This window comes from Peribacillus sp. NPDC058002 (genome assembly GCF_042886655.1).
GTDB classification, from domain to species: Bacteria; Bacillota; Bacilli; order Bacillales; family DSM-1321; genus Peribacillus; species Peribacillus aracenensis.
In genome coordinates, this window is record NZ_JBHVQU010000037.1 from 1 (window position 1) to 17209 (window position 17209).

The following is a 17209-nucleotide window of genomic DNA, read 5'->3' on the forward strand; positions in this document are numbered from 1 at the left end:
GGACGAAATCATCATACACGCAAACCCATGATTATCTTATTGACCCCATTAAGATGCTGGCTCTATACTGAGCCAGCCCTTTTCAATTACATGTCTCGTGTGGATTGGGACAGCCCGCTTCCTGTCTTTCCACTTGGATCGTGCTATGTTCGATTCCAAACCGATCGTGAAGTAGTTTTTGCGCTTCTGCCAAAACTGAATCGTGATTACCGCTCACATCTATGACAACATGGCAGCTCATTGTCAAAAAACCAGACGTGATCGTCCAGATATGGAGATCATGGACATCGGATACTCCGACCAATCCCATCAAGGATGCTTTCACTTCATCCATATCGACTTGATCCGGTGTGCCCTCCATCAAGATATGAAAAGAGTCCCTCACTACCCTAACACCGCTGATAATAATTAAAATCGCGACTATGACGCTCGCAATCGGATCTGCAATTCCCCAATCGAAAAAATAAATCAAGAGGGCGGCCGCAATGGCACCCACAGATCCAAGCATATCACCCATAACATGTAAAAAAGCACTCCGTACATTCAGATTGTCTTCCTTATCTCCGCTCATTAAAATCCAGGCCGCAATGATATTAACAAGTAAGCCGATGATTGAAATCATCAGCATTCCCAAGCTTTGCACCTCAGGGGGATCCAGGAACCGCTTAATTGCCTCTACGAAAATGAATACGGATATGACAATCAAGGTCAATCCATTCAAACAAGCAGCAATGATTTCAAACCGTTTATATCCAAACGATTTGGAAGATGTTGCTTTTCTTTCCCCTAACCTGATCGCTGTATAACTAAGTCCTAAAGCTGCCGCATCGCTAAGCATGTGACCTGCATCCGACAGTAAAGCCAGACTATTTGTCAAGAATCCACCAATGACCTCGACTATCATGAATGTCGAGATTAATAAGAAAGATGCCAACAATGCTTTTTTATTATTAGAATGGTGGTGGTGTCCGTGCCCATGATCATGGGCGTGACCATGATGATGTCCCATGCCATCCCTCCTCTCGGATTTGAAACTTATATATAGTATGGGATAAATCCAGAATGGTTTCAAATGATTCATTTCTAGGATCCACTGGAAGAAAAAGGGTGGTAAAAACAAGCAGGACGGGACCTTGTGCGAAGAACCGAAATTCAGCCTTCAACCATTCCAAAGAAAAATAAACGCTACAGACATTTCCTGCAGCGTTTTTCCCGTTTATCTATCCTCTTGCATCGTATCATCGACAATGGCGTGCAGATCCTTATTAAACAATTCATCATTACAGACAAGACTATGCCGTTCCATCTCTTCCTGCTCTTGACTTACCTGTTCCAGTTCCTTTTCCTTCATAACGTACCTCCAGCATCATGATGTTTGCCTATTATCGTATCCACAGGCATGTACCTTTATGCTCAACATTTTCCCATACTTCATCATTTATAAACGTATTAGGCCTGCTGTCCGCCATGGAAGGCACGTATAATGAATTCATGCTCTGGAACTTGTAAACTTTGATACGATAACAGGAACGATGTATTATCATAGGCGACTTTTTCAAGTTTTACCTGTATACCTGTATTTTCAATCGTGACAATGGCATAAGGTGCAACTGGTTCACCATTGCATCCAAGAGAACCAGGGTTCAGGAATATCGTTCGGTCATTTTTAAAGAGGTGGATAGGATGATGATGTCCAAATCCTATTAAATCGTGATGTTGATCTTTGAAAAGCATTTCTAAGTTATTTAAATTCGGTTCAACTATTTTACTAAATGGATTTTGGCTTATGTGCTCATCCAATTTCTTCAAGTCCATGTGATAATGAGTGAAGTAAACGGAGTGATCATTAATGATATGATGTATGGTTCGAGGCAATTTCCCCAATTCATTTATGAATTTCCGATGCATCCTTTCAGCTATCCATTCATGATGCTCCTTTACATGAATATGACCGTCCGGATGCGGCTCCCCGTTAATGATGGCCAGGACAGCTTCATCATGATTTCCAGTTATCATCGATAAATCATTTCTTGAAAATAAAAGTTCAAGGACTTCATTTGTATCAGGGCCAATCCCGACCATATCTCCCAAACAATAGAGACGATCTATATCTTCTCTTTGATCAATATCCTTAAGAACGGCTTTTAACGCTGAAGCATTTCCATGCACATCCGTTATAATGGCAACTTTCATGACTTAGTTCAGCTCCCTTCCCCCACAATCCACATGGTATATTATAACATTTAAAAGGAAATCAAAAAAATATTCGGGCTTATTTCCCCCTTAAAGCCCACGCCCATTTTTTATGAATAAGCTAACACTTCGGCCTAGAATACATAGTATGAAGTATTCCCGGTAAAGATGTTTTGCTAGGTATGTAATTCATAATATGTATTGAGGAGGAAATCAAATGGGTGGAAATTGTAACGAATGTTGCGACGGCGGATTCGGTGGTTTCGATAACGGATTTGCTTTGCTGATCGTATTATTCATCTTGTTGATCATCATCGGATGCAGTTGGGGATTCGGCGGATTCGGCGGATGCTGATAATAATGACATAAATCAAAAAGGCGCCTGATCAAGGCGCCTTCTTTGTTATGAATTGACTTTTAGTTTTTGTCTTTGTTTGTTTTTGAGTCTTCATAATGAACCAAATGATTATAAGTGCGATGGGGATAAGCAAGAAATTCGCATATTGTGAAAAGATGGCTCCTGCCTGTTCCCACCTCGGTCCTAACTTATACCCTAGATAAACATAAACGCTTGTAACAGGAAGCATCGCCATATAGGTATATAAAATGAATTTCCAAATACTCATTTTCAACATTCCGCATGGCAGCGAAACGGCGGTACGAATTCCTGGTACAAACCGTCCCAAAAAGGCAATTCCCCCACCATACCTTACAAAGAATCGGTCAGCCTTATTCAACTGCTCCTCTTTGATCAAAAAGTATTTCCCGAACTTTAATACAAGCGGTCTCCCGCCATACTTGCCTAAAGCATAAAGCGTCAATGGGCCCGTTACCCCACCAATCGAACCGGCAATGATAGTCAAGTATAAATTCATATCACCTTGATAAACCCAGTATCCAGCCAGTGGCAAGACGATTTCAGCAGGAATGAATTCAAAAGTCAAAGCTAGCAACACACCGAAATAGGATAAAGATTTAAATGCTTCAATCATATCCATTATTAAAGTTTCCATAGACTTTTCCCCTTTTTTAACTTTTATTACATATAAAAGGGGTGCACCCAGATTGATTGATTCTGGGCACCCCTTGATTTCAAAAGAGACATTTTCCATTGTATCACAGGTACAATCACATTTTCCCAAAATGTTATCCTAAAACAATGTACCTTATGGAGTCCATTTTATGTTATCGGGCTATTCATATTAGATTGAAGATTGTAAAAAATGATCATATAATTTTAAATGGTCCAGAAATGAAAAAAGCTTGAGGACGAATTGACCTCAAGCTTTCGGTAAATTACCAAGGAATAAACCTATGAACTAATGACAAGATTGGCTCACTCCGCTCTCAGATCATAAAAGGCGCAGAGAGCCTGCTCAATCCATCCTCCATTTGTTTTTTCGCATCTTTCATCATGCCATCAAGTAATTCCTTAACAGTGGGTATATCGTCGATCAATCCAGCAACCTGGCCGCTGTTCATGAATCCATTATTAACATCCCCGTTCATCGCACCATTAATATGATGGACTTCAGAGGTCATTTCACGATAATTCACGGGAGACAGTCCCTGTTTTTCCAAATCCAGGACCTTCTCGGTATATGGATCCTTCAATACTCTTCTGACTTGGCCAAGTGTTCTGCCCAAAATTACCGTATCATTGCCCATCGCTTCGATTAGTTTCTGCTTATATGACGGATGGAACGGTGCTTCTTGTGTAGCGATCAGCCTGGTTCCTAATTGGACTCCTGAAGCCCCCAGCATCAATGCAGCCGCCAAACCCTGTCCATTGCCTATTCCGCCAGCGGCCAAAACCGGAAGGGTCACATGCTTGCTGATTTGCGGAATGAGTGTAAAGGTCGTCATTTCCAGGTTCGAATTGATGCCGGCAGCTTCAAACCCTTCTGCGACCAACACATCAGCCCCTGCAGCTTGCGCTTTTTGCGCGTGCTTGACCGACGCAACGATGGCGATCACTTTTACATTCTTTTTTTGTAATAGTGGAATGAAAGGGGCAGGATTTCCTGCAGATAAGGAAACTACAGGTATATCATGCTTCAGGACTAGATTCACTAACTCATCAGTATATGGACTAACGTTTATTGGAATGTTCAACGCAAAATGGTTATTGGTTTTTTCTTTGGTTTCGAGAATGATGGCTTCTACCTGTTCAGGATTCATGGTACCGCACCCTATTGTCCCTAGTCCTCCTGCATTAGACACTGCAGCCGTAAGACTTGCATTACTTATATTCCCCATGCCGCCTTGTATAATAGGATATTTTATCGCAAAAAGTTCACAAATATATTTCACTTTTATCCCTCCCTGTCAATTTAATGTTATACTATATTCATTAGAAAAACAATTCTGACTTTTTCGAAAAGGAGCGAGACTATGATTATTCCATATAATAATAAAAAACCAGCCATTGATGATACTGTTTTCGTGGCACCTGGCGCTCATTTAATCGGTGATATTTCGATTGGGAAAGACTCTACCATTTGGTTTAATGCCGTACTGCGCGGTGATGAAGATTCAATAACAATAGGAGAAAAATGCAGTATACAAGATAACTCCACCATTCATTTATTTGAAGGGTGCCCAGTTGTCATTGAAGACGAAGTGACGGTTGGTCACAATGTTATCCTGCATGGTTGTAAAATAGGCAAACGATCCATTATTGGAATGGGTTCAACGATATTGGATAATGTAGAGATCGGTGAAGAATGCATCATCGGAGCGAACACATTGATTTCCTCTGGCAAAATCATACCTCCACGTTCACTCGTTATCGGTTCCCCAGGGAAAGTGGTTCGCAGATTGAATAATAAAGACCTTGAATTGATTCAACTTTCTATCGATACATATGTTCAAAAGGGGAAAGACTTCAAAGGTATACTTGATTAATTATTGCAAAAGTCGATAATGTTAATGTGAAAAGAGCTTCTGCAAGTCGTCATTAGCGACTGGCTGAAGCTCTTTTTCACTTAATGATAAGTGGATGATCCTTAGCATCATAGGTTTCGTCTTTCCGGCATAAATCATTATTTTCCTGAAATACGCTTTCAAAGAAACGGCTTGCTGGTTCAGCCAAGACTTGATAATACTGGCTAAATAAAAGAGCAGCATGGTTCCCATTCCACTTTGAAGGCAGAAGTTCCTTTGGCAGTCCTGGATCGATAAATAAAAATTTACGGTATTCATGCACCAAGTTCGTTCGTTCCACAAAACAATCGGCATCGGACATTTCGCCCCTGTTAATGATGCTTTGATGAACGATGAATTGTTTGCTGTATTTCTCGATGAATTCTTCATATTTATTTTCAATCTCTTCCAAATGCCAGCTTTTCTCTACAAGCGATTGGTTTTCTTTCGGACCTTTGTACTCCGAAATGAAAAAATCAACATATTCTTTGATGTCATATTTCTCGATCAAACGATTGATTTGCTTCTCCAAATCATTAGGGGAAATCCAGCAACCACTTGAAAAACTGCCAAACCCGCTCCATAATAATTCTTTACGGAGATCATCCCGTAATTGCCGCTTATCTTCAGGGATCGTGTACATTAAGATACGCCATTTACCGTCCCATTCATTCGGTTTCATCTTATATATGCGATTTGCCGCTTCATCCATTCTCTGCACACCGCGATCAGTCAAAAAGTAATAGCTTTTATTTCCCTGCTTCTCTGACTGAATCCATCCTTGCTTGACCATTCGTGAAACGGCTACACGTACGCCCTGCTCATTATGGCCGAATTCCTTCAATAAACGAATTAAACTGCCTATCCAGATTTTATTTCCATAGTTACGGATATAATCGCCGTATATCGTAAAAATCATGGATTGAGTGTTAGTACCTATCTTTCTCACCTCGCCCTTACATTGTTACTATTTTCACACGGAAGACATAATAATTATTATATCTTTTTAAAAAGAAAGCGCAATGTTATTCACCAGTAAATCGTGCTTTTCTCCGTTCACTAAATGCCAGGAGCGCTTCCAATCTGTCTTGAGTCGGGATGGTCAATTCATAGGCCTTTCCCTCTATGGCCATTCCGGTTTGCAAGTCCGTATTCATTCCTTGGTCAATCGCATATTTGGCTTGTTTAACTGCAATCGGCCCATTTTTCATGATATTGGCTGCCAATTCCTCACAGGCTGACATAAGTTGATCCATTGGCACGACCCTCAAAAGGATCCCTAATTGACATGCCTCTTCTGCAGTCAGCTTTTTAGCGGTGAAGATCAATTCCTTCGCTTTCATTTCCCCAATCAATCTCGGCAGCCGCTGTGTACCGCCTGCCCCAGGAATAATGGCCCAGCTAGTTTCAGTGAGCCCCAAAGAAACACCTTCGGCAGCAATTGCAAAGTCACATGAAAGCAGCCATTCAAATCCTCCTCCCAATGCATATCCATTGACGGCAGCTATCGTTGGCTGTGGAAGCCCTGCAATACTATTAAAAACATCGCGAATCGCTTTAACGTTCCTTCTTACTTCCGCATCATTCAAAGACTTCCTTTCTTTCAAATCCGCGCCCGCGCTGAAGGCCTTTTCCCCTGCACCGGTAAAAATGACGGCACGGATATCGCCGTCATAATAAACTGCATCGATGACATCCTGCAGTTCACAAAGTGTCTCATAGTCGAAGCAGTTCAATACGTCGGGCCGATTCACTGTTACATAGCCGATTTGATTTATCACTTTATATATAACCTTGGACATGAGTCTCTTCCCCCTTTAAAAAATGACCCTTATGCAGATAAAACTAATAAGGGCCGACCACATCTTCAATCTTTTTCAATATTTTCTATAATGGCGGAAATGCCTTGTCCAACGCCTACGCACATCGTCGCAAGACCATAGCGGACATTCCGTTTTTTCATTTCGTGTACGAGCGTCGTTAAAATACGCGCCCCGCTTGCACCGAGCGGATGGCCAAACGCTATTGCCCCGCCGTTGACATTCACTTTCTCATGATCCAATTTCAATTGGCGGATACACTCCAAGGATTGGGAAGCGAATGCTTCATTCAATTCCACTAGCCCGATGTCTTCCATCGTCAAACTTGCCCTCTCCAATGCTTTTTTGGTGGCATGAATCGGGCCAAGGCCCATAATGGACGGTTCTAATCCCGCTACCGCCCCTACAACATATTTGGCCAGAGGTTTCAACCCAAGCTCCCGTGCTTTTTCTGCACTCATCAAAAGTAATGCCGAGGCTCCATCATTTACGCCTGAAGCATTACCGGCCGTTATAGTGCCGTCTTTAAAGATCGGTTTGAGTTTTTCCAACTTTTCGATGGTCGTGTCAGGGCGAGGGTGTTCATCCTTCTCTACAATGACTTCATTCCCTTTACGATCCGTATATCGAACAGGTACGATTTCATTAATGAAACGCTCATTTTCCACTGCTTTTTTCGCTTTTTGCTGGCTTTGATACGCGAATTGATCTTGGTCCTCCCTTGAAACCGAAAAACGCCGGGCGACGTTTTCAGCAGTTTGAGGCATCGAATCCGTGCCATACATTTCTTTCAGTTTCTCATTCGTGAAGCGCCATCCGATCGTTGTATCCTGAAGCTCCATTGACCCCCGCGGAAATTCACTCTCAGGTTTGGCCATGACGTACGGCGCCCTTGTCATGCTTTCGGTACCGCCTGCTATATAAATATCGCCTTCACCTACAGCAATGGAGCGTGCAGCATACATGACGGCATCCAATCCTGATCCACACAAACGATTTATTGTCGTACCAGCCACATTTACCGGAAGACCGGCTAAAAGGGCGGACATCCTGGCCACATCGCGATTATCCTCTCCTGCTTGATTTGCATTCCCGAAGATGACATCTTCAATTTGATCTGGCGGCAGCTCTGGATTGCGATCGGTCAGCGCCTTGATTACAATTGCACCGAGGTCATCCGGGCGAACGCTTTTTAAAGCTCCTTTATATCTTCCGATTGGTGTTCTCACAGCATCAATAATCACAACATCCTTCATTTCTTCACCAGCTCGCCATTTTTTGTATAATCATACACACCTTTACCTGTCTTACGGCCAAGCCTGCCAGCTTTAACATACTGTTCAAGAAGAGGGGCCGGGCGGTATTTCTCACCAAGTTTACTATGTAAATATTTCAAATTATTCAAACGGGCATCCAATCCCACCAAATCACCTAGCTCAAATGGTCCCATTGGGTAATTCAGCCCTAACTTTATTGCCTTATCGATTTCTTCTGGTGTACCTAAACCTTCTTGAAGCATAAAGAACGCTTCATTACCAACCAAACAGCTGATCCTGCTGGTTACAAACCCAGGGAATTCATTAATGACCACGGTTTCTTTCCCCATTTTTCCGGCTACCTCTTTTATTATGGCTGCCGTTTCATCACTGGTTTCAAGACCACGTACAATTTCAACGAGCGGCATCTTTTGTACAGGATTGAAAAAATGCATGGCAATCGTTTTTTCAGGACGCTTTCCATAAGAACCAATTTCTGTCGGGCTCATCGTGGAAGTATTGGTTGCAAAGTAACAGTCTTCTTTTGCATGGACTTCAATCGTTTCGAAGACTGCCCTCTTAATTTCCGCCTTTTCCGGAACTGCTTCTATGATCAAGTCCGCATATGCTGCTGATTCTTTCAAATTGGAAGAATAAGAAAATCTGCTTTTTGCGGCTGTCGCTTCTTCCTGGGTGATTTTTTGGTAGCGTACACCCTTCTCAAAAATTCCATCTATCTCTTTTCTTGCACTTTCCAAAGCATCCTGATTCACATCCACCAGTACTACATTAAAGCCTCCTGTTGCTCCTACATAAGCTATTCCCCTGCCCATGACACCAGATCCGACAATCACTAGATTTCTAATCATTCGTTCATTCCTCCTTCAAAAATAAATAGGGCTGGCTACGATGAATCAGATCAGCATTCATCCATTCCTGAATTACTTTTCCGACATACCGATCAGCCAGCCACCTATTTTATGTTTTATTGAATTCCAAAGGGATTTAAGGGACGGCTTCCATGATAGGAAATGATGCTTTTCGTTTCTGTATAAAGATCAAGTGTCTCAATACAAAGTTCCCGGCCGAATCCTGATTGTTTATACCCTCCGAAAGGTGTTCCAGGAAATGCTGAGAATGGGCAATTCACCATGACGATTCCCGCTTCTATTTGATTGGCCACTCTAGTCGCACGCCCGCCATCTTTTGTCCAAAGGGCCGAACCCAATCCGAATTCCGTATCATTTGCGAGTCTCACGGCTTCTTTTTCATCTTTGAATTTCATTATGACAACGACCGGCCCGAATATTTCCTCTTTCACTACATCCATTTCATGATTGACATTCGCTATGACTGTTGGCTCATACCAATAACCGTTTTCGAATCCTTCAATGACAGCTGGCTTTCCTCCTGTCAGGATTTTCGCTCCGTCGGTAATGGCAGATTGTACATAATTGTCGATGACATCCAATTGCCCTTGATCTATGACTGCACCGACGTGTGTTTCTTTGTCCAGCGGATTGCCCAATTTCAATTTTTTCGTTTTTTCCACGAATCTGGCAACGAATTCGTCGTATATGTCTTCGTGTACATATAAACGGGATCTAGCTTCGCAAGATTGTCCAGTATTGTAGAATATGCCATATAATGATCCATCGATGGCAGCTTCAAGGTCCGCATCTTCAAAGACAATATTAGGGGACTTCCCGCCAAGCTCCAATGTCACCCTTTTTAATGTCTGTGAAGCTTTGCCCATGAGATCCCTGCCGATTGGCGTAGAACCCGTAAAGGCAACTTTATTCACTTTCGGATGCTCGACAAGGTAATTCCCTACGTCCGATCCTGGGCCTGGAATGATATTGACCACACCGGAAGGAACACCAGCTTCTAAACAGATTTCCCCTAATACAATTGCCGTCAATGGCGTTAACGAAGCAGGCTTAACGATGACCGAACAGCCAACTGCAATTGCAGGTGCAATTTTCCACGCTGCCATCATCATTGGGTAATTCCAAGGGATGATTTGAGCACAAACACCTACTGGCTCTTTTTCCGTATAGTTATGGAATTGACCAGGTACATTATTGACAGATCCGCGGTGTGCAACCAATGCGCCTGCATAAAACTCGAAATCTTCAATTGCCTGCATGACTTGGCCTTGTGCTGCAGAAATGGATTTGCCGCTGTTCAGAACTTCCAATTCAACCAATTCATTAAAGCGTGAACGCATGATTGCTGCAATTTTGTTCAATACACGAGAACGTTTATTAATCGGAGTCCTCTTCCATTTCCCATTATCAAATGCTTCACGTGCAGCTTGAACAGCTTTTTCTGCATCTTCCCTTGTTGCCTTTGCAACCTTGGCAATGATTTCACCAGTTGCAGGATTGTACGCATCAATCGTGGAACCATCAGAGCTTTCCACTCTTTCTCCATTAATGATCAGATGATAATAATCACGCTTCATTTCCGCTTTTTCGAATGCCGCCTCTTGAACTCTTACCATGTAATCCCACTCCCTTTTCTATATTACTTGCCTATGAATTGAGCCTTCCTTTTTTCAATGAATGCTGCCACACCTTCTGCATAATCCTTCGTTAAGCCAGCAATCCGCTGACCCTCCGCTTCTTCTTTTAAGTATTCTTCCAATGAAAGGTGATAGGACGCCTCTAAGTATCTTTTAATTAACCCGATTGCTTTCGTTGGCTTGTTCGCGATATTCTCTGCAAAGGCTTTCAATTGATCGTTCCATTCTTCCACAGCGATCACTTTTGTAGCGAGCCCGATACTTTTCGCCTCGCTAGCCGGAACCTTTTCCCCCAATAAAGATAATTCCAAGGCTTTCGCATGGCCAACGATCCGCGAAAGGTAATACAGATTCCCCGAATCAGGTATCAATCCGATATTGACAAAAGCATTTACAAAACTGGCTTTTTCAGAAACAAGCCGGAAATCGCATGCCAGTGCTAGGCTGAAGCCAGCCCCTGCAGCCACTCCATTGACTGCGGCAATGATCGGTTTTTCACAGTTTGCTATTTGCTCCATCATCGGACCGTAGGCTTCGCGCAGCACCTGGCCTAAATTCATGCCTTCATCAACATCCGATAAATCTTGTCCTGAACAAAAGGCCCTGCCTTCCCCTGTAATGATAATGGCCCGCACTTCATCCGACCCCGCTGATACTTTGATCGCTTTCTGTATTTCCTTATTCATTTGGGACGTAAAGGCATTAAGTTTATCAGGACGGTTCAAAGTAAGCCAAGCCACTCCATTTTCAATCCCATATTTGATCGTTTCGTACATAGAGCACCCCTTATCCGCCTGTAAATTTCGGCTCCCTTTTTTCAACAAATGCTTTCATTCCTTCTTTTTGGTCCTCTGATGCAAAAAGAATATAGAAGTTCTTCCGTTCAAATTGCATGCCCTCATTTAAGGGATAATCAACTGCCTTATTGACGGATTCTTTGATCAGCCTTACTGCTAACGGGGGTTGCTTTGCTATCTTTCTAGCAAAATCAACCGTTTCTTCCATTAACAATTCAGGTGCCACGATCTTATTAATGAAACCATATTGCAGGGCTGTCTTTGCCTTTATCCTTTCAGCAGTCAACATCCATTCAAGTGCCTTCGTCTTGCCCACCAATTTCGTCAACCTTTGTGTTCCCCCTGCACCAGGCATGACTCCTAGTGTCACTTCCGGAAAGGAAAACTGGGTATCGCTGGCGGCAATCAGGAAATCGCAGGATAATGCAAGTTCAAAACCACCGCCGAATACAAAACTTTTCACCGCACCAATTACAGGCTTCTTGACTAGGCTTATCCGGTCCCAATCAGCAAATTGGTTCGTTAACTCCATACTGATTGGACTGTCGTTCACCATCTCGTCGATATCAGCTCCAGCGGAAAATGCTTTCCCATTGCCCGATAGCAAAATCACCTTCACTTGTGGATCCCGGTCGAAATCTTCCATGGTTGAAACTATTTCCCTGACCATTTTCCTGTTAAGGGCATTCAGTTGTTTCGGCCGATTTAAAGAGATATAACCAATGCCTTCCGTGATTGACGTTTCAATGAATTGAAGCGCATTCATTTTATTTCTTCACCGATCATCATCGTTACAAGTTTCCCTGCAAAGCCCATTAGGTCCTTCCCTGATGCTTTTCCTTCCGGAGAACGCATTCCTTGCTGCAATGCTTCGTGGTCTTCATAATACATTTCACAAAGAATGTAATACTCGGAGTCTTTGCCCATTGGGGTCCCTACAATTTTGGTGACCTCCATTTTTTGGAGACCTGGAATTTTTTCCGTTATCGGACCATGTACATTGAAATAGTGCTCATCGAATTCTTCCTTATTTTCAGGTTGTTTGTATAGGGCGATTAACTTTACCATTTTATAGAACCTCCATTGTTTTAAATTATTTTTATCATCGGTTTCATCGCTTCGAACGGATTTTTGCATGCTTTACAATATAAAATGCTGCGGCAGGCCGTTGGACCGAAGATATTTTCCATCGTGACATATGTCGATTCACAATATGGGCAATCCACATGCCATGATCCATCACTTTTCATTTGTCGAGGAGGAGGGGAGATTCCGAAAACCTTCAATCCAGCTTTCCCTTTTTCCGTAATTCGATCGGATGTCCACGAAGGGGAACGTAAAAATTCCACATTTACATTACTTACGGCAGGCAGCTGTCGAATGGCTGTTTCCACATTCTTTTGGATGATCGACAATGCCGGGCACCCAAGAAAAGTTGGCAGCATTTTTACCGAAACATTCTGGCCCGTAACCGTCACGTTTTCAACCATCCCCAAATCCAGGATACTTACTGTATCGATTTCGGGATCTTTAACGTCTTCCAGGAGCTTATAAATTTCTTCTATGTTTAACTGTATGGTCGACATGGTACCCCTCCCCTTTTCATTGATTCACCATGAAGCTGCTTTATCGGTTGCGTACACTTCACTTAACGTTTCTAGCGCCTTTTCCAAATCTTCCGTATGCTGGCCATTACGGCCATCACCTCTTGCCATGCCTATTTCAATAGTTGTTGCTAAGCCTACACTTTCAAAAATCGGGGTGATAGCCTCTATCCACTTTTTCTGTAAGTCAGCTTCGCCTTCTATCAAGCCAAGCTCCACCATTTCCTCTCCATATTGCCCAAGTGAAAATACGCCGGCAAATTCCGGCATTGTTTTCCCAATTGCCGCTTTCATCCTAGAAACCGCTTCCACGTGGCCGGATCCCAGCAATTGGACGAACCAGGTTTTCCAGTGCATTAAATGATAGTAAAGTTCCATCTGTACCTTTTGTGCCACTTCAGCAAGCGGTTCATATGAACATGAATGAAGGGATCGAACCTTAATCGCTTTGGCTTGGGTATAAAAATAATTCCGCACTACCGCAAACGCCCAATCATATTCCGGGTCTTTCATATAGTAACCAGGACCATTGACCAATTCGAGAATGATCGCATTGCGCCGTTCCTTTGCGGGACGGTCATGAGCCAGTTTATCTGCATCGCCTTCACCGAGTTCATCCAGCAATTTATAATATATGGCTGCATGCCCCATCGTGTCTTGAGATATCGAAGCGGATGCAACATCTTCTTCGATATGCGGTGCGAGTCCAAGCCATTCTGCACCACGGTATGAATGGATGAAGTCATCATCCGCCAGTTGAAGCAGCAATTCCTTGATTGCGATGTCCTTCAATGATTCATTCCTCATTTTTTACACCTCCAGCCCAAGACATTATCTCTTTTTCATCGAGCATTCCCTGCTCATACTTCCGCCATTTTTTCTTTAAATACCCGTACCCTTTTGTGGTCCTGTAATCTTTATTATCGATACGTTGAAGCGTCTTCTTTTCCTCGGCCGTCATTTTCCGTATATTCCGTCTTTTCACGACCCAGATATCATCAACCGCTTCACGTCTCATGAAGTTTTCTTGTGCCATCATGATGGCGATATCCTCATTTGGGGCCAGCAGGCTGAAGTGGTATTGAACGGGTGATGATTGCGTTTTACGGCTGAATACTTCAAATTCTTCAAAGTAATTTTCTTGTCTAGTTTCCATATCGTCCTTCCCCCCTCCATTAGATGACCTTTGGCGCCAACGCCTCACGTACCCATTTATTATTTTCATAAGAAATTCTTCGAAGGCTTAAGCGATCCTGCGAACGGGGGCCTTCATTCCTTGCGAGCACCTTCAATTTCCCCCAATCGGGCTGTTTGTAAATCCAGGTTTCAGATGCTTTATCAAACCTAAGCGTTTCATCGGGAATGCTAAAACCGAGTGAAAGGATCCGTTTCACATATTTAGAAAAAAAGGCTTGTCGAAGCTCTTCATTCGTACTGGTTCTGATTCTGTACTTAATCGTTATATCCTGTTTGGATGTGCCCACTTCATTCTTGCTGGGAGGTCCAAAGAAAAGTAATAAAGATTCCCACCAATAATCGATGGAGTCTTGAACCAATTTCCTTTGTTCTTCCGTCCCTTCAGCCAAAGCCATGATGATCGCTTCACCATGTTGGGCGTGAAAAACTTCTTCCGCGCAAATCCTTTGTAATGCCCGGGCATAAGGTCCGTATGAGGCGCCAAGCATGTTCGTCTGGGAAATGATGGCTGCACCATCAACCAGCCAGCCAATCAATCCAGCATCGCCCCAGGATTTGGCTTCCATATGGAAAACATTATGAAACTTTAAATCTCCTTTAAACAAATCTTGCATTAGGTCATCCCGTTTTTTTCCGTACGGCTTTAGCAAATCCTCGGCGACCCGAAGCAATAATTGCCCATGCCCCATTTCATCCTGCACCTTTGCCATGATTCCAAGTTTTCTATTTAAGGTCGGGGCTTTGGGCACCCATTCCTTTTCTGGAAGCGCCCCCATGATTTCACTGATTCCATGCATCGATATTAACTTGATTAAAGTGCCCCGGTATTCATCCGGCATCCAATCATCAGCTTCTATCTTTTCTCCTGCTTCGATTCTGGCAATGAATTGATTTAGCTTTTCTTCTCCTGCCATATCATTTAAAAGAACGTTCATCCAAATCACCTCTTTTTATAATATAACGTTTATATAACGTTATTATATTTTATTGTTATATTCAATGCAAGACTATTCTGTCTTTTTTCATAATAAAAGGAAATTATCAGTGCATTTCAAAATCTTTTAATCCACTAAAACTTTAAAGGGCGAAGTTTCCACTTTAATTGAATCTGTTGGGCAGCCTTCCATTGCATCATCCAGATCATCAAATAACTCTTCCCCGACCTCTGCAGTTCCTTCATTTTCATCCAGGATGACAAACGCCAGCCCCTCATCATTGTAATCAAAAATTTCCGGGGCAGCAGCACCGCATGCACCGCAGGCAATGCAAGTTTCTTGATCAACAACTGTATATTTAGCCAAGATTCCCTCCTCCTTCCCTATTGCATGATTGGTCCTTATCTCCGCTTCCAATAAGGGATAAACCCATGGTCAACCACGAATGCATCCGCTTTATGTATCGCGTTTTCGCACCACTTGTTCGAGTTCTTTCGCTTCCCGTATTTCAATTGGTACATGTGCAGTCATATACTGAACGTCAGAATCATGTTCATGGGCGTGGAATTTATAAACTAATGACTTCATCCTTCCGCTTATCAACGACACGAATGGCTTTTCCTTCTGAACGGGGTATGCTTTTTGGAATGTTGACAACAACATCCATCGTTACAAGACATGTGGATTTCAAATGATGCTGTATCGTTTTCCTTAATATCTCTACATTCCCATGCGATAAGTCTTCTTCAATCTCCCTATAGAAACCGCTTTCAATTTCAATATGCAGTTCAACACCGTCCATTTTCCCCTTCTTAACGAGATGAATCTGATAATGAGGAACAATTCCATCCATTTGGAATAATACACGCTCAATTTCAGAAGGAAATACATTCACTCCCCTGACTATGATCATATCATCCGTTCTGCCTTTAACACGTGACATTCTAGTTGTGGTCCGCCCGCATTTACACGGTTCATGGGTAATTGAGGCGATATCTCCCGTCCGATAACGAATGATTGGCAGCGCTTCCTTTGTAAGGCTGGTAAAGACAAGTTCCCCATCTTCGCCGTCCTCCACTGGTTCGAGCGTGTCCGGGTTAATGACCTCGACAAGAAAATGGTCTTCTGCGATATGCAGTCCATCCTGTGCTTCATGGCATTCTATCGCAACGCCGGGCCCCATGATTTCACTTAGTCCGTAAATATCGATGGCTTTCAAATTCAGTTTTCTCTCAAGTGTTGCCCTCATCTCCTCTGACCATGGCTCAGCTCCGAAAATCCCATAATCAAGCCCATTATCTGCAGGATCAATTCCCATCTCTTCCATCTTTTCGGCAATATTCAAAATATAAGTAGGGGTTCCACAAATGCCGCGAGGTTTAAAGTCATTGATGATCGTAATCTGCCGATCGGTATTTCCCCCTGAAATGGGCACTGTCGCAACTCCTAGCTTTTCTGCACCACAATGCAAACCAAGGCCCCCGGTAAACAGACCATATCCATATGCGTTATGGAAAATATCTGACTTGCGACCCCCTGCTGCTACAATTCCACGTGCGACGATTGTTGCCCAATTTTCCAAATCATTTTTCGTATACCCGACAATTGTAGGCTTTCCGCTTGTTCCGGATGAACCATGAATGCGTGTGACATCCTCCATCGGAACGGCGAATAAACCGAATGGATACTGATCACGTAGAGTCTGTTTTTTTGTAAAGGGAAGCTTTATCACATCGTTTAGGGTTTGTATATTTTCTGGTTCCAGGCCCATCTCCCTGAATTTCTCTCTGTAATAAGGTACATTTTCATATACATGGCCTATCGTTTTTTTTAGGCGAGCCAATTGTAAACTTTCCATTTCAGCACGCGAAGCCGTTTCAATTTCCGGATTGTACATTGTTTCAGTCCCCCTTAATTTTACTATTGTCCCACCCGATATGCATAACGGTAATAAA

At 42.9% G+C, this 17209-nt stretch carries 22 protein-coding genes; 2 read left to right on the forward strand and 20 right to left on the reverse strand.

The window, feature by feature from the left end; all coding sequences use genetic code 11:
- Nucleotides 1–82 precede the first annotated feature (82 nt).
- From ACFVSH_RS09590 to ACFVSH_RS09600, 3 genes are all read right to left on the reverse strand, one after another.
- On the reverse strand, nt 83–1009 hold the full coding sequence (locus ACFVSH_RS09590; RefSeq protein WP_387596630.1) for a cation diffusion facilitator family transporter: 927 nt from the start codon (nt 1007–1009) through the stop codon (nt 83–85).
- A gap of 207 nt (nt 1010–1216) precedes the next feature.
- On the reverse strand, nt 1217–1351 hold the full coding sequence (locus tag ACFVSH_RS09595) for a hypothetical protein (protein ID WP_377453511.1): 135 nt from the start codon (nt 1349–1351) through the stop codon (nt 1217–1219).
- Between the two features lie 98 nt (nt 1352–1449).
- Entirely contained in the window at nt 1450–2193 is a 744-nt protein-coding gene (locus tag ACFVSH_RS09600) for a metallophosphoesterase family protein (RefSeq protein ID WP_387596634.1), read from the reverse strand.
- A gap of 217 nt (nt 2194–2410) precedes the next feature.
- Here ACFVSH_RS09600 and ACFVSH_RS09605 point away from each other — a divergent pair, with 217 nt between their 5' ends.
- On the forward strand, nt 2411–2548 hold the full coding sequence (locus ACFVSH_RS09605; protein ID WP_387596637.1) for a YjcZ family sporulation protein: 138 nt from the start codon (nt 2411–2413) through the stop codon (nt 2546–2548).
- A gap of 31 nt (nt 2549–2579) precedes the next feature.
- On the opposite strand, the gene ACFVSH_RS09610 is transcribed toward ACFVSH_RS09605, so the two are convergent.
- Nucleotides 2580–3206 carry a DedA family protein gene (locus ACFVSH_RS09610; RefSeq protein WP_387705758.1) on the reverse strand — a complete coding sequence of 209 codons (627 nt, stop codon included), beginning with the start codon at nt 3204–3206 and terminating at the stop codon, nt 2580–2582.
- Nucleotides 3207–3540: 334 nt separating this feature from the next.
- Nucleotides 3541–4506, reverse strand: a complete 966-nt coding sequence (locus ACFVSH_RS09615) for an NAD(P)H-dependent flavin oxidoreductase (RefSeq protein ID WP_387596643.1) — start codon at nt 4504–4506, stop codon at nt 3541–3543.
- 81 nt (nt 4507–4587) lie between these two features.
- Between ACFVSH_RS09615 and ACFVSH_RS09620 the strand changes: the two genes are divergently transcribed.
- A complete protein-coding gene (locus ACFVSH_RS09620) occupies nt 4588–5100 on the forward strand; it encodes a gamma carbonic anhydrase family protein (RefSeq protein WP_387596646.1) in 513 nt (170 codons plus the stop codon).
- Nucleotides 5101–5176: 76 nt separating this feature from the next.
- On the opposite strand, the gene paaX is transcribed toward ACFVSH_RS09620, so the two are convergent.
- From paaX to ACFVSH_RS09695, 15 genes are all read right to left on the reverse strand, one after another.
- Nucleotides 5177–6058 (reverse strand): phenylacetic acid degradation operon negative regulatory protein PaaX, encoded by an 882-nt coding sequence (paaX, locus tag ACFVSH_RS09625; RefSeq protein WP_142244574.1) that lies wholly within the window; start codon nt 6056–6058, stop codon nt 5177–5179.
- Nucleotides 6059–6143: 85 nt separating this feature from the next.
- Nucleotides 6144–6920: an enoyl-CoA hydratase-related protein gene (locus ACFVSH_RS09630; protein WP_387705760.1), complete on the reverse strand. Its 777-nt coding sequence runs from the start codon at nt 6918–6920 to the stop codon at nt 6144–6146.
- A gap of 65 nt (nt 6921–6985) precedes the next feature.
- A complete protein-coding gene (locus tag ACFVSH_RS09635; RefSeq protein ID WP_387596652.1) occupies nt 6986–8194 on the reverse strand; it encodes an acetyl-CoA C-acyltransferase in 1209 nt (402 codons plus the stop codon).
- A complete protein-coding gene (locus ACFVSH_RS09640; protein WP_387596655.1) occupies nt 8191–9063 on the reverse strand; it encodes a 3-hydroxyacyl-CoA dehydrogenase in 873 nt (290 codons plus the stop codon). Before ACFVSH_RS09640 ends, ACFVSH_RS09635 begins: the two co-directional genes overlap by 4 nt.
- A 116-nt stretch (nt 9064–9179) precedes the next feature.
- Complete coding sequence (locus ACFVSH_RS09645) at nt 9180–10700, reverse strand: aldehyde dehydrogenase family protein (protein WP_230302805.1); 1521 nt, start codon at nt 10698–10700, stop codon at nt 9180–9182.
- Nucleotides 10701–10723: 23 nt separating this feature from the next.
- Nucleotides 10724–11497: an enoyl-CoA hydratase-related protein gene (locus ACFVSH_RS09650; RefSeq protein WP_387596658.1), complete on the reverse strand. Its 774-nt coding sequence runs from the start codon at nt 11495–11497 to the stop codon at nt 10724–10726.
- Nucleotides 11498–11507: 10 nt separating this feature from the next.
- Nucleotides 11508–12284 (reverse strand): enoyl-CoA hydratase/isomerase family protein, encoded by a 777-nt coding sequence (locus ACFVSH_RS09655; RefSeq protein ID WP_387596661.1) that lies wholly within the window; start codon nt 12282–12284, stop codon nt 11508–11510.
- The gene (locus ACFVSH_RS09660) at nt 12281–12586 is read right to left on the reverse strand and encodes an EthD family reductase (protein ID WP_230302802.1); all 306 of its coding nucleotides are present in this window, start codon (nt 12584–12586) and stop codon (nt 12281–12283) included. The genes ACFVSH_RS09655 and ACFVSH_RS09660 overlap by 4 nt, the downstream gene beginning before the upstream one ends.
- 20 nt (nt 12587–12606) lie before the next feature.
- Nucleotides 12607–13104, reverse strand: coding sequence for a 1,2-phenylacetyl-CoA epoxidase subunit PaaD (paaD, locus tag ACFVSH_RS09665; RefSeq protein ID WP_387596665.1), 498 nt, complete (start codon nt 13102–13104; stop codon nt 12607–12609).
- Between the two features lie 24 nt (nt 13105–13128).
- Nucleotides 13129–13929, reverse strand: a complete 801-nt coding sequence (gene paaC, locus ACFVSH_RS09670) for a 1,2-phenylacetyl-CoA epoxidase subunit PaaC (protein WP_387596668.1) — start codon at nt 13927–13929, stop codon at nt 13129–13131.
- Nucleotides 13919–14278 carry a 1,2-phenylacetyl-CoA epoxidase subunit PaaB gene (paaB, locus tag ACFVSH_RS09675; RefSeq protein ID WP_260284463.1) on the reverse strand — a complete coding sequence of 120 codons (360 nt, stop codon included), beginning with the start codon at nt 14276–14278 and terminating at the stop codon, nt 13919–13921. The genes paaC and paaB overlap by 11 nt, the downstream gene beginning before the upstream one ends.
- Before the next feature lie 19 nt (nt 14279–14297).
- Nucleotides 14298–15254 carry a 1,2-phenylacetyl-CoA epoxidase subunit PaaA gene (paaA, locus tag ACFVSH_RS09680; RefSeq protein ID WP_192203534.1) on the reverse strand — a complete coding sequence of 319 codons (957 nt, stop codon included), beginning with the start codon at nt 15252–15254 and terminating at the stop codon, nt 14298–14300.
- Between the two features lie 126 nt (nt 15255–15380).
- Nucleotides 15381–15620, reverse strand: a complete 240-nt coding sequence (locus ACFVSH_RS09685; protein WP_387596673.1) for a ferredoxin — start codon at nt 15618–15620, stop codon at nt 15381–15383.
- A 90-nt stretch (nt 15621–15710) separates the two neighbouring features.
- On the reverse strand, nt 15711–15842 hold the full coding sequence (locus ACFVSH_RS09690; RefSeq protein WP_260284461.1) for a hypothetical protein: 132 nt from the start codon (nt 15840–15842) through the stop codon (nt 15711–15713).
- Nucleotides 15823–17151 (reverse strand): phenylacetate--CoA ligase family protein, encoded by a 1329-nt coding sequence (locus tag ACFVSH_RS09695; protein WP_387596676.1) that lies wholly within the window; start codon nt 17149–17151, stop codon nt 15823–15825. Before ACFVSH_RS09695 ends, ACFVSH_RS09690 begins: the two co-directional genes overlap by 20 nt.
- Nucleotides 17152–17209 lie beyond the last annotated feature (58 nt).

Coding starts and splice junctions, on each gene's coding strand:
- ACFVSH_RS09630 (WP_387705760.1), bottom strand. CDS start 6,920: ATGTCCAAGGTTATATATAAAGTGATAAATCAAATCGGCTATGTAACA.
- paaA (WP_192203534.1), bottom strand. CDS start 15,254: ATGAACGTTCTTTTAAATGATATGGCAGGAGAAGAAAAGCTAAATCAA.
- ACFVSH_RS09695 (WP_387596676.1), bottom strand. CDS start 17,151: ATGTACAATCCGGAAATTGAAACGGCTTCGCGTGCTGAAATGGAAAGT.
- ACFVSH_RS09620 (WP_387596646.1), top strand. CDS start 4,588: ATGATTATTCCATATAATAATAAAAAACCAGCCATTGATGATACTGTT.
- ACFVSH_RS09595 (WP_377453511.1), bottom strand. CDS start 1,351: ATGAAGGAAAAGGAACTGGAACAGGTAAGTCAAGAGCAGGAAGAGATG.
- ACFVSH_RS09655 (WP_387596661.1), bottom strand. CDS start 12,284: ATGAATGCGCTTCAATTCATTGAAACGTCAATCACGGAAGGCATTGGT.
- paaD (WP_387596665.1), bottom strand. CDS start 13,104: ATGTCGACCATACAGTTAAACATAGAAGAAATTTATAAGCTCCTGGAA.
- ACFVSH_RS09645 (WP_230302805.1), bottom strand. CDS start 10,700: ATGGTAAGAGTTCAAGAGGCGGCATTCGAAAAAGCGGAAATGAAGCGT.
- ACFVSH_RS09690 (WP_260284461.1), bottom strand. CDS start 15,842: ATGAAGTCATTAGTTTATAAATTCCACGCCCATGAACATGATTCTGAC.
- ACFVSH_RS09590 (WP_387596630.1), bottom strand. CDS start 1,009: ATGGGACATCATCATGGTCACGCCCATGATCATGGGCACGGACACCAC.
- ACFVSH_RS09610 (WP_387705758.1), bottom strand. CDS start 3,206: ATGGAAACTTTAATAATGGATATGATTGAAGCATTTAAATCTTTATCC.
- ACFVSH_RS09605 (WP_387596637.1), top strand. CDS start 2,411: ATGGGTGGAAATTGTAACGAATGTTGCGACGGCGGATTCGGTGGTTTC.
- paaC (WP_387596668.1), bottom strand. CDS start 13,929: ATGAGGAATGAATCATTGAAGGACATCGCAATCAAGGAATTGCTGCTT.
- paaB (WP_260284463.1), bottom strand. CDS start 14,278: ATGGAAACTAGACAAGAAAATTACTTTGAAGAATTTGAAGTATTCAGC.
- ACFVSH_RS09650 (WP_387596658.1), bottom strand. CDS start 11,497: ATGTACGAAACGATCAAATATGGGATTGAAAATGGAGTGGCTTGGCTT.
- ACFVSH_RS09640 (WP_387596655.1), bottom strand. CDS start 9,063: ATGATTAGAAATCTAGTGATTGTCGGATCTGGTGTCATGGGCAGGGGA.
- ACFVSH_RS09660 (WP_230302802.1), bottom strand. CDS start 12,586: ATGGTAAAGTTAATCGCCCTATACAAACAACCTGAAAATAAGGAAGAA.
- ACFVSH_RS09600 (WP_387596634.1), bottom strand. CDS start 2,193: ATGAAAGTTGCCATTATAACGGATGTGCATGGAAATGCTTCAGCGTTA.
- ACFVSH_RS09635 (WP_387596652.1), bottom strand. CDS start 8,194: ATGAAGGATGTTGTGATTATTGATGCTGTGAGAACACCAATCGGAAGA.